General features: G+C 38.0%; 9 protein-coding genes and 1 tRNA gene. 9 read left to right on the top strand and 1 reads right to left on the bottom strand.

The window, feature by feature from the left end; translation table 11 throughout:
• Nucleotides 1-145: 145 nt before the first annotated feature.
• The 6 genes from NE558_RS14160 (at nucleotide 146) to NE558_RS14185 (ending at nucleotide 4,252) form a co-directional block, all read left to right on the top strand.
• Nucleotides 146-227 (top strand) — tRNA-Leu (locus NE558_RS14160).
• A 192-nt stretch (nucleotides 228-419) separates the two neighbouring features.
• The gene (locus NE558_RS14165) at nucleotides 420-767 is read left to right on the top strand and encodes a PadR family transcriptional regulator (protein ID WP_256150829.1); all 348 of its coding nucleotides are present in this window, start codon (nucleotides 420-422) and stop codon (nucleotides 765-767) included.
• Nucleotides 754-2,148 carry an FtsW/RodA/SpoVE family cell cycle protein gene (locus NE558_RS14170; protein WP_256150830.1) on the top strand — a complete coding sequence of 465 codons (1,395 nt, stop codon included), beginning with the start codon at nucleotides 754-756 and terminating at the stop codon, nucleotides 2,146-2,148. Before NE558_RS14165 ends, NE558_RS14170 begins: the two co-directional genes overlap by 14 nt.
• Before the next feature lie 199 nt (nucleotides 2,149-2,347).
• A complete protein-coding gene (locus tag NE558_RS14175) occupies nucleotides 2,348-2,818 on the top strand; it encodes a pyridoxamine 5'-phosphate oxidase family protein (RefSeq protein ID WP_256150831.1) in 471 nt (156 codons plus the stop codon).
• A gap of 210 nt (nucleotides 2,819-3,028) precedes the next feature.
• Entirely contained in the window at nucleotides 3,029-3,451 is a 423-nt protein-coding gene (locus NE558_RS14180; protein WP_256150832.1) for an ester cyclase, read from the top strand.
• 177 nt (nucleotides 3,452-3,628) lie between these two features.
• Nucleotides 3,629-4,252 carry an undecaprenyl diphosphate synthase family protein gene (locus tag NE558_RS14185; protein WP_256150833.1) on the top strand — a complete coding sequence of 208 codons (624 nt, stop codon included), beginning with the start codon at nucleotides 3,629-3,631 and terminating at the stop codon, nucleotides 4,250-4,252.
• A 190-nt stretch (nucleotides 4,253-4,442) separates the two neighbouring features.
• On the opposite strand, the gene pepF is transcribed toward NE558_RS14185, so the two are convergent.
• Nucleotides 4,443-6,239 carry an oligoendopeptidase F gene (gene pepF / locus NE558_RS14190; RefSeq protein ID WP_256150834.1) on the bottom strand — a complete coding sequence of 599 codons (1,797 nt, stop codon included), beginning with the start codon at nucleotides 6,237-6,239 and terminating at the stop codon, nucleotides 4,443-4,445.
• A 162-nt stretch (nucleotides 6,240-6,401) separates the two neighbouring features.
• Here pepF and glgA point away from each other — a divergent pair, with 162 nt between their 5' ends.
• The 3 genes from glgA (at nucleotide 6,402) to NE558_RS14205 (ending at nucleotide 10,200) form a co-directional block, all read left to right on the top strand.
• The gene (gene glgA, locus NE558_RS14195; protein ID WP_256150835.1) at nucleotides 6,402-7,856 is read left to right on the top strand and encodes a glycogen synthase GlgA; all 1,455 of its coding nucleotides are present in this window, start codon (nucleotides 6,402-6,404) and stop codon (nucleotides 7,854-7,856) included.
• Between the two features lie 230 nt (nucleotides 7,857-8,086).
• Nucleotides 8,087-9,466 (top strand): DUF5711 family protein, encoded by a 1,380-nt coding sequence (locus NE558_RS14200; protein ID WP_256150836.1) that lies wholly within the window; start codon nucleotides 8,087-8,089, stop codon nucleotides 9,464-9,466.
• Between the two features lie 32 nt (nucleotides 9,467-9,498).
• Nucleotides 9,499-10,200 (top strand): CvpA family protein, encoded by a 702-nt coding sequence (locus tag NE558_RS14205; protein WP_256150837.1) that lies wholly within the window; start codon nucleotides 9,499-9,501, stop codon nucleotides 10,198-10,200.
• The last annotated feature ends 275 nt before the right edge of the window (nucleotides 10,201-10,475 follow it).

A 10,475-nucleotide genomic window follows, 5' to 3' on the forward strand; every position in this document is an offset into this window, starting at 1 on the left:
ATAGAGCAACGGCCTTCTAAGCCGTGGGTCGGGGGTTCGAATCCCTCCTGGTTCATGACTTGGCTCATTTGAGAGCCTTTTTTCATATCAACGGAAATTATTCCTTGACAATCTTTCAAGGGAAGTTTAAAATAAACTCTATCATGCGGATGTGGCGAAATTGGCAGACGCGCTGGATTTAGGTTCCAGTGGGTTACCCCGTGCAGGTTCAAGTCCTGTCATCCGCAGTAAAAAAAGTCATGTATTGAGATATTTGGTCTCATGCATGACTTTTTTATATTCCTTGAAGTTTGTATTGTAAAGGGTTTTATATACGCTTTATCATATTTGAAAGTATAACTGCTGTTTTACCCTTGACATATATAGATGACCTATATATAATTAAATATAGATAATCTATATATGAAGGAGGGCAATATATGTCTATTGAAAAAAGCTTATTAACTGGAAGTACAACCACACTAATATTAAAGTTGCTGGAGGAAAAAGATTTGTATGGATATGAGATGATTGAAACACTTTCCATCAAATCTGACCATACCTTCGATTTAAAAGCTGGTACCCTTTATCCAATTTTACACAACCTTGAGAAAAACCAGCTTGTTGAATCCTATGAGAAAAAAGCAGATAATGAGCGAACTCGAAAATACTATCACATAACCACAAAAGGAAAAAAATTATTAAAAGAGAAGCAACAAGAATGGGTAGCTTATTCAACTGCTGTAAATAAGGTTTTGAATGGAGGCGTAAACTATGCAATCATTTGAGCTAATAAAGGAATATTGCAATAAAGTTTGTGAGCAAATCAGATGGAAAAAAGCAAAACCCATCATTATTGCGGAAGTTGAAAATCATTTATATGACCAGAGGGATGCGTATATGGCCAGTGGAGATGACGAGAACGCAGCTACACAAAAAGCCATTGTACAAATGGGAGATGCCATTTTTTTAGGTCAAGAGCTGGATAAAACACATAAGCCAAGACCTCAGTGGTTCATGATAGCATTAACAGGAATATTTATGATAATAGGACTATTTATTAATTATTACATAAATGCCTCCACTGAATCAAAGGGCACATTCAGTATTCTATCCTATATTTTTGCATTTGGCATTTTTGTATGTTGTTATTACATTGATTTTACTGTATTAGGAAAACATGCTATGAAAATATATCTTTTTATTTTGACTGTTTCCATAGTGGGAGTTCTATTTTGCCCTAGAGTAAATGGTAGACAGATATGGATTATGGGCATGTTTTCTATATCATTAACATACCTATCTCTAGTTTTTCCCCTTGCATTTTCTCTGTTTGTTTATAGCATGAGAGAAAAAGGAATTAGAGGTATTTTAATGAGCGGTCTGGCTTATTTACCGCTTGCATTCTTATTGACAGTAGTTCCGACAATCTCAGGCTTGATTTTGTATACCATTTCTGCTTTCACAATCTTGATTTTTTCTATTTGTCGTGGTTGGTTTGGTGTGAATAAAAAACATGGGTTGTTGCTGGTTTTCATTCCTACTGTAATAATGTTGACTGTATCTTGCTTTTTCATAGTACACCGAATGTGGAATAGAATTAGTGTTTTTTTAAATCCTGAGCAAGCTCGACAAGAAGCAGGATACCAATATTGTTTAATCAGAGACTTTATAACTGAAGCGGTTTTTTGGGGAAAAGGTGGCGTTTCTGAAATATTTGGGGATATAACCGCACTGCCCAATGTTAATACTGACTACCCTTTGGTTTATTTAATTCACCAATTCGGATTTGTGGTTTTACTATTCATTACACTGCTTGTAGTGATATTTTCTATTATTGGTATTTATAAAGCATTGAGAGAGAAGAGTATCTTAGGTTCTCTTGTTGCACTTACAATAATACTTACATTTACGCTTCAATCCATTTCTTTTATAATAGATAATCTTGGTTATGGACTGATCTCAGGTTTGTCCCTACCTTTCATTTCTTATGGAAATACCGCCTTATTCTTGAATGCTGCACTCATCGGATTTATGCTCTCAATATTTCGAACCGGAGAGATTGTTGTAGATCGATGTTCAGAGACAAAAATAAGTAAAGGCAATCAATCCATCTTTTCCTATGAGGATGGTAAGATAATTATCAATTTAAATACGAACCATTCTTAAAGGACTTCATCAAATGAGCATGATTTTTGGTAGGTATAGTTTAAAAAATAAGAAAGAATTCTGAATGCAACGGAGCTCGTAAAAAAAGTCATGTATTGAGATATTTGGTCTCTTGCATGACTTTATTGTTTTTATATGATATTCTTTTATAAGATGTTTTTATAATCATTTGTTTCCATAGGAAGAATTGGGGGGTATTATGTTTCGAGGCATGAGAAGATTTAAACAGCAATTAACAGAACAGGAATGTGTGGATGTTTTGACCCATGCGCCCAGAGGTGTTTTGGCAGTGTATGGTGAAGACGGGTATCCCTACGCCTTTCCCATGAATTACATCTATCTGGATGGAAAGGTATATTTTCATTGTGCCAAGGCTGGACACAAGCTGGATGCCATAGCATCTGACAGCAGGGTATCCTTTTGCGTGATGGACGAAGGATATCGCAAGGATGGGGAATGGGCATTAAACATAAAAAGTGTTATATTGTTTGGTCAAATAAAAAAGATAGACGCAGCCCAGGAAACAGTGGAAATTGTTCGTCAGATAGGTTTGAAGAATTTTCCCACAGCAGAAGGTGTGGAGGAAGAAATCCGTAAGGCAGGGGCATACGTACAGATTTTGGAACTATCCATTGAGCATATGACAGGAAAGCTAGTTAATGAGTCGTAATAAAGCCTGTTACGTATCTTAAGGATAAGTGCATAGGTACTGGTGGAATTGTATGGATATCCATGCTAAAGCAAATGTTCCAAATTGCAACGAGGTTTGTATTAAAAGTCAGATTCACCTTTGGGAGATCTGACTTTTTCTTTTCAATGAAATGAGGGTATGCTAATATGATAGCAATAAAACTTTATAAATTTTAAGGAGGAAGCTTTAATGGAGAATAAAGATAGAATAAAATATTTTTATGAGCATATTACCTCTGAACACCGACTTGAGGAAGTTTGTGACTATGTGTCAGAAGACTGTATCATTCGAGTAGGGGACATGCGTATTCCTGTTGGGGTGGATGGGATGAAGCAGCATATGATTGAGGTCAGAAAAACGTATCCTGATTTAAAGATGACAATTTTAAACCAGTATTCTGAAGGAGACTTTATAATTTCAGAATTTATAATGGAGGGAACGCACCTTGGTGAGTGGTTGGGGATGAAACCCTCGGGTAAAAGATTAAGAATTTCCGGCGTGAACATTGATGAATTGAAAGATGGGAAGATTGTTGAACATGGTGGAGCTTCAAATACATTTGATGCTTTGTTTGAAGGGGGAATCATTCAGCCTGCCAGAGAATACCAATGAAATGATAAAGAGAGATAGTTTCATGTAAATATATCAGAAGTTTGCTGATTTCTAATCATGTTGTAGGGCACTCCGTATAATTTATAAAAAAGTCCCATTTAATGTTATTTTTTTTCTCTGCTGTGGCATACTTAATGCATAGATTGCGGAAAAATAAGTGCGTTAAGGAGAAAAAAGATGAGAATACCAAAACATATTGGCGTAATACCGGATGGGAACCGTCGCTGGGCGGTGGAAAATGGATTGGAGAAAAAAGATGGATATGATAGAGGTCTAAATCCCGGGCTTGAGCTGTACAAGCTTTGTAAAGAGATGGGAGTAAAGGAAATAAGTTATTACGGTTTCACCGTGGATAATACAAAACGTCCCACTGAACAAAGGCTCTCCTTTACCAATGCCTGTGTAGATGCAGTAAAGCTTCTTTCCGGAGAAGATGCGGAACTGCTGGTTTTAGGGAATGCTGAATCAAAAATGTTTCCCGAGGAGCTTTTGCCCTATACTAAGCGGCGAACCTTTGGCAACGGGGGGATCAAGCTGAACTTCTTGGTAAACTATAGTTGGGAATGGGATACCGGTTTCGCAAAAAACAATTTAATGGGGCCTTTACAGTCTCAAGAGGTATCTCGTGTTGATCTTGTGATTCGATGGGGTGGTAGGAAGCGGCTTTCAGGGTTTTTGCCACTACAGTCTGTTTATTCGGATTTTTATTTTATTGATGATTTCTGGCCGGATTTTAAAAAAGAGCATTTGGAGGAAGCCATTGGTTGGTACAACAAGCAAGAGATTTCTTTGGGTGGTTGATAGAGATTACAGCTGGAGACACAAGAGAAAAGGAAAAGGCAGTTCCGTTGAAGGGGAACTGCCTTTTTTCTTTACTTAGCTATTTTTTCTAACTCCAAGGCATGATTGGTGATTTACCCATATAAAATAGGAAGGCTGATGCAATTCCAAAATAAGACTTGCCTCATTCAGGATATAGAGCGTTTAATAATTATAAAGATTCAAACTCATCTAATAACTCTTTAAAGAGAGATAAAGCTTTTTGGATGGGTTCGGCGGTGGATAAGTCTACCCCGGCACCTTTTAACAAATCAATAGAGTATTCGCTGTCTCCTTTTGAGAGGAAATCCAAATATGCATCAATGGCAGGCTTTCCTTCGGAAAGAATTTTACGGGAGAGAGCAATGGCTGCACTATAGCCCGTTGCATATTGATATACATAGAAGGCATTATAAAAATGAGGGATTCTTGCCCATTCAATGTCTATTTCTTCATCTAAAATGATGTTGTCTCCAAAATATTTTCTGTTCAGTTCGCGATAAATGGTATTTAGCCCTTCCCATGTTAAAGGCTCTCCTTGTTCTACCATTTGATGAGTGATTTTTTCAAACTCTGCAAACATGGTCTGACGGAATAAAGTACCTCGGAATTGCTCTAGGAAGTAATTAATGAGATATTTCCGCATTTTTTTATCTTCCGTTGCCTGAAGGAGATGCTCCATTAGCAAAGCCTCATTACAAGTGGATGCTACCTCGGCAACAAAAATTTTGTGTCCGCTATAAAGATAAGGCTGCTTTTCCCATGTGAAGTGACTATGCAATGCATGCCCCATTTCATGAGCTAGGGTGAACATGCTATTAATGGTGTCGTTGTGATTGAGCAATACGTAGGGGTGGACGCCATAACTTCCCCAAGAATAAGCACCGCCTCGCTTTCCTTTATTTTCGTAAACATCAATCCAACCGCTGTTCATGCCAAATTCTAATGCTTTGATATAATTGTCCCCTAAGACATGAAGAGCCTTTGTAACGGTTTTCTTCGCTTCTTCATAAGGGATTTTTACATCATTTTCAGAAACCAAGGGTACATAAAGGTCATACATATGAAGTTCTTCTACTCCAAGTTCTTTTTTGCGAATGTCTATATAGCGATGCAAAAGAGGCAGGTTTTCATACACTGTTTCAATTAGGGTGTCATATACCGATAGGGGAATATTATCATCAGCAAGTGACATCTCCATAGATGAATGATAATTTCTTGCCTTTGCAAAAAAAACATCACTCTTAACCGACGCACTATAGGTTGCGGCTAGGGTATTTTTTTTATCCAAGTATACGCTATACAAGCCTTTAAAGGCTTCCTCCCTTACTCTGCGGTTCTGACTTTCCAAAAAGGTAACATAACGCCCCTTAGTTAGTTCTATTTCTTTTCCTTCAGAATCTGTTACCATAGGAAAATGGATATCAGCATCATTGAGCATAGTGAAAATTGTTTGGGGGGCACCACCTAATTCTGAGGTCTTTGCCAAAAGGGATTCCTCAGCAGGGGAAAGAGTATGTTCCTTTTGACGAAGGAGGGAGTGAAAATAATGGTCATAAATTTTAAATTCCGAAGAAAGTTCTTTGCGAAAGCTTGCCAATTTCTCTTCTGGTATCGCAATGATCTCAGGTGAGAGGAAGGACACTGTAGCGGAATATTGAATGAGGAGCATTTCTGCACGGGCAGACATTCCCTGATAAAACGCATTGGCACTATCCTCATGCAAACGCATATTGGCATAGGTATAAAGATGATCCAGAGTTAGTGAAAACGCGCTGTTTTTTGTTAAGCATTCCAAAAGGATTTGGGCGGAATCTTCAAGATGACCGGAAAACTGTGCCATTTCGGGAAGCTTCTCTTGAAGGTCGGCGAAGACTTCCTCCCACTGAGAGTCTTTTAAATAATAGTCTTCAATATGCCATTTATATTCAGGTCTTGCATCTTTTCTTTCGGGCAAAATATGATTCATGATATCATCCTTTCTGAATGAGATTTCATATACAAAAATAATGGTATTGAGCTGGTTTTTTCTGTGATAGTATACCACTTTTTTGTTGGGATATGAAGGAAAAGCGAAGATTTTCTTGCTACCAATAAAAAATCATAGTATGATAGCAACGAGGTGAGAATTATGAAAAATGGGCTAAAGGTTTTAATCGTTGCCTCTGAGGCGGCACCCTTTATCAAAAGCGGTGGTTTGGGTGATGTTGTTGGGTCGCTGCCGAAAGCTTTGAAGGAACAGGGTGTGGATGTTCGTGTTGTGATACCACGCCATATGTCTGTAAAAAACAGTGAAATGCAAGATGTTAAGTATCTTGGTGAGTTTGATGTGCATTTATTTTGGCGTATTCAGCGGGCAAAGGTTTTGGTGAAACCCCAAGAAGTACCCATTTATTTTATAGAGAATGACTTTTATTTTGGCCGAGGCAATTTATATGGCTATGGCGATGACAATGAACGGTTTGCTTTTTTCGGCAAGGCTGTTTTGGATATGATGGCAATGTTGGATTTTTATCCTGATGTTTTGCATTGTAATGATTGGCAGACAGGGCCCATTTGCTTATACTTAAAAGAGATATACAGCAAGATGATTTATTATTCCAGAATTAAGACTTTGTTTACCATTCATAATTTGCAATATCAAGGGAATTTTGACAAAAGCACCATGGAAATTTTGGGCGCACCTTATTATTGCTATGAAAATGGCAATGTTGAGTTTTATAATAACGTAAGCTATATGAAAATGGGGCTGACCTATGCTGACAGAATTTCTACGGTAAGCGAAACCTATGCCAAAGAAATTCAAACTTGGGAATTTGGCTATGGCATGGACGGAATTTTGCGCAGCCGCCGGGATGTTCTTAGCGGCATAGTCAATGGCATTGATTATTTGAGCAATGATCCAGAAACGGACAGCCGTATTACTTATCATTATAATGTGGATGATTTAGATGGAAAGGCCAAAAACAAGCGGGTTTTACAGGAACGCTTGGGACTGGAACGGCGGGATGTACCTATTATTTCTATGATTACCCGTTTGGCTGACCAAAAGGGACTAGATATTTTATCCCATGTATTCCATGAGATGATGCAAAGAGATGTACAATTTGTGTTGCTTGGAACAGGAGAAACCAGATTTGAATATTTTTTCAGAGAAATGGCTCATCGTTATCCCGGCAGAGCTAGTCTGAATATTTTCTTTGATGAAACATTAGCACAACAGATTTATGCAGGGTCGGATTTATTTTTAATGCCCTCTAGATTTGAGCCCTGTGGTTTAGGGCAGATGTTTAGTCTACGTTACGGAACGGTACCTATTGCAAGAAAAACGGGAGGTCTGGCGGATACAATAATACCATATGATGCAAAAACCAACATGGGAAATGGTTTCTTATTTGAATCCTACGATGGAGGCGGTATTATCTGGGCGTTGGATCAAGCATTACAGGTTTATCATCAGGGAAAAGAGAATTGGATGCATGTTGTGAAAAATGCCATGAACAGCAATTACTCTTGGGCAATTTCCGCTGAAAAATATATTGAGCTTTATGAAATGTTGAAGGAAGAGGCTTTATCAACAGAATAATGCAGAAGCAAGCCTAAGCAAGTGGGAAATTCTAGGGAAGTATGCTAGAAGTTTTCTGCTTGCGAGGGCTTTTTTTATGTTTTATATTTTAAAAAAACATAAATCCGTGAATTTTGGAAGAAAATGCGATAGGTGCCTATTGTTTTCTTCGGTGAAAATTGCAAAAAAGCAAGAATTATAGTATGATGAAATTTATGGTAGGAAACGTGCTTTGCAGGAAGGAGCAGTTTATGGGAAAGAACCAGCAGAAACCGAAAACGAAAGACAAGGGGCTTATAACGCTGTTAGTGATACTCACATTGGTGGGTGCAGTGGCAGGGCTTATATATTTAGATACATTTTACGGAGCGGGTCGGCTTCAATCTTATTTTTCCAATGTATTTCAGGCGAAGGAGAGTGGGTCCGGTAACGGAGAGACGGTGGAGGCGAAAGGAAAGATTCAACTTGACGAGAGCAGTCGTTCATCCTTTGCTGTATTTGGCAGTCGTTTTTTGCTGAGTACAAAAGATGGTGTGAAATATTTTAATGGAATCGGAGATCGCAAATGGAACGATACCTTTAACATGACAATACCACAGCTAATTTCAGAAGGAAGTTATGCGGCAGTGGGGGACATGAATGGAAAGACAATCCACGTTTACGGAGAAAATGGATTAATGTATACAGTGCAAATAGAAGGAACTATAATTCAATTTGCTTTAAATAAAAATGGGTATCTATCTGTCATTTCTAAAGGGGACACGGCATATTCTGTTCAGATATATAATGGGGGAGGTACGTTGCTGAAGGGACGTATTGAGGAAAGTGCCGGAATATTCCCTTTATGCTCTGATGTTTCTGATGATAATAAATCTTTTGCCATTAGTTATCTGGATACCTCGGATATACAGCCCATAGGCCGGGTTCTGTTTTTTTATGTAAATCCTGATGATAGTGAAAACCTTACGGACAGTATGTTTGCGGTAGTGGAGAAGAATGATGAAGTGATTCCAATAATCGGTTTTATGCAAGGAGGCGGACTTGCAGCAGTTTCAGACCGTGGAATTTATGGAATTTCTCCCGTTGGGCAGGAAACTTGGAACTATCCTCTTGAAAATAGATTGGCTCAGATTTCTTTGGCAAATAAAAATTATGTTGTGCTTGCCATGGGTGATTCTATTGCCAATAAAGATGGGCGGGAAAAAGGCACAATTTGTTGGATAGACAGCAGTGGAAAGGAAATTGCAAGTTATAAAAGCGGCGGTATGGTTGATTATTTACAGGCTTCTGAGCATGGCGTTGTAATTGGTGTAGATAAAATATATTCTGGATTAAAAAACAGTGGCAGATTGGCATGGAGTTATCGAAGTGCCTCTGATGTGAAGGATATTCTGCCAATGGAGCAGCTGGAGCAGGTTATGCTGGTTACAAAAGGGGAGGCAATTATTACCGAGATGAAGGGAACCCAAACTGCAAGACCTATTGTATCCCCCGAAGGGGAAACAGAGTCAGAGGATGTTGAGAAAACTACTGATAAAAAAGATGATGCACCCGTTGAGAAAAAGTCTTCTTCTGAAGATACGCAAAAGAGTGATGATCAAAAACAGGTGAAGACTGGCGTAGCACAATAAATAAAAGAATATAGGAAATGAAGGTGATACATATGGAGCAAATGCCATTGTTACTGGATGCGGCGGTGATTATTTGGATATTAGTTTTGGCAGGCATTGGCTACCACAAAGGCTTTGTTATGGAGGCACTAAGTTTTTTGCCTATGTTGGCAGCAATGATTGCAGTGAAATTTCTGACTCCGGTGATGGGAGTATTTTTGCGCAAAACCCCTTTTTTTGGATCCTTAGCAAATTCAATTGGGAAGTCAATGCAACTCGACACAGTCATTAGCAATGCCGCCATGCAGACTCAAACAGAAATCATTCAAAATATGCACCTACCAGATTTTTTAAAGGATGCATTGTTAGAGAATAATAATCCTGTTATCTATAATCTGTTGGACGTACAGGGGTTGAAGGAGTATATTGCTGGATTTCTGGCTAATGTATGCATTAATATTGTTAGTGTAATTATTGTTTTCGTTGTTGTTTTGTTCCTTGCTCGTTTTTTGTTAAAAGCATTAAACTTGGTGAGCAAACTTCCGATTTTGAACTTTTTTAATCGCTCATGTGGTTTACTGGTGGGCGGAGTAAAAGGTCTCTTTTGGATATGGCTGATAGCAATGGCAATGACTTTCTTGCAATGTAATGATAAAATGCTAGCTTTCTTCCAGGTCTTGAATCAATCTGTAATTGCGTTATTTCTATATGAAAATAATATTTTACTGTACTTGATTTTAAAGATATTTGCGTGAAAAACTTGATGTTTACTGGGTTTGAAATATTATGTAAAAAAAACGAAAAAAATCGTTGACAAAGAAGTTTATACATGATAGTATGTTTAGGCGGTCGCAAAAAGGCCGCAAATGAAATAAATGCACCTTGAAAACTGAATACAAGAAAAAAGAGTCAATCGAGAAATAATAAATTTTCTTTAGAAATAAAAGTAACAAATGTTGGCAGACGATGCCAACAAAAACCGTAGTATCGCTACTACGAAACATTCCAAAGAACAAGCTATTGTTTTGAA

Source organism: Anaerotignum propionicum, from assembly GCF_024461735.1.
GTDB lineage: Bacteria > Bacillota > Clostridia > Lachnospirales > Anaerotignaceae > Chakrabartyella.

What these genes read in the sequence shown, in the direction of transcription:
- NE558_RS14165 (WP_256150829.1), top strand. Translation starts at nt 420, where the DNA reads ATGTCTATTGAAAAAAGCTTATTAACTGGAAGTACAACCACACTAATA.
- NE558_RS14170 (WP_256150830.1), top strand. Translation starts at nt 754, where the DNA reads ATGCAATCATTTGAGCTAATAAAGGAATATTGCAATAAAGTTTGTGAG.
- NE558_RS14175 (WP_256150831.1), top strand. Translation starts at nt 2,348, where the DNA reads ATGTTTCGAGGCATGAGAAGATTTAAACAGCAATTAACAGAACAGGAA.
- NE558_RS14180 (WP_256150832.1), top strand. Translation starts at nt 3,029, where the DNA reads ATGGAGAATAAAGATAGAATAAAATATTTTTATGAGCATATTACCTCT.
- NE558_RS14185 (WP_256150833.1), top strand. Translation starts at nt 3,629, where the DNA reads ATGAGAATACCAAAACATATTGGCGTAATACCGGATGGGAACCGTCGC.
- pepF (WP_256150834.1), bottom strand. Translation starts at nt 6,239, where the DNA reads ATGAATCATATTTTGCCCGAAAGAAAAGATGCAAGACCTGAATATAAA.
- glgA (WP_256150835.1), top strand. Translation starts at nt 6,402, where the DNA reads ATGAAAAATGGGCTAAAGGTTTTAATCGTTGCCTCTGAGGCGGCACCC.
- NE558_RS14200 (WP_256150836.1), top strand. Translation starts at nt 8,087, where the DNA reads ATGGGAAAGAACCAGCAGAAACCGAAAACGAAAGACAAGGGGCTTATA.
- NE558_RS14205 (WP_256150837.1), top strand. Translation starts at nt 9,499, where the DNA reads ATGGAGCAAATGCCATTGTTACTGGATGCGGCGGTGATTATTTGGATA.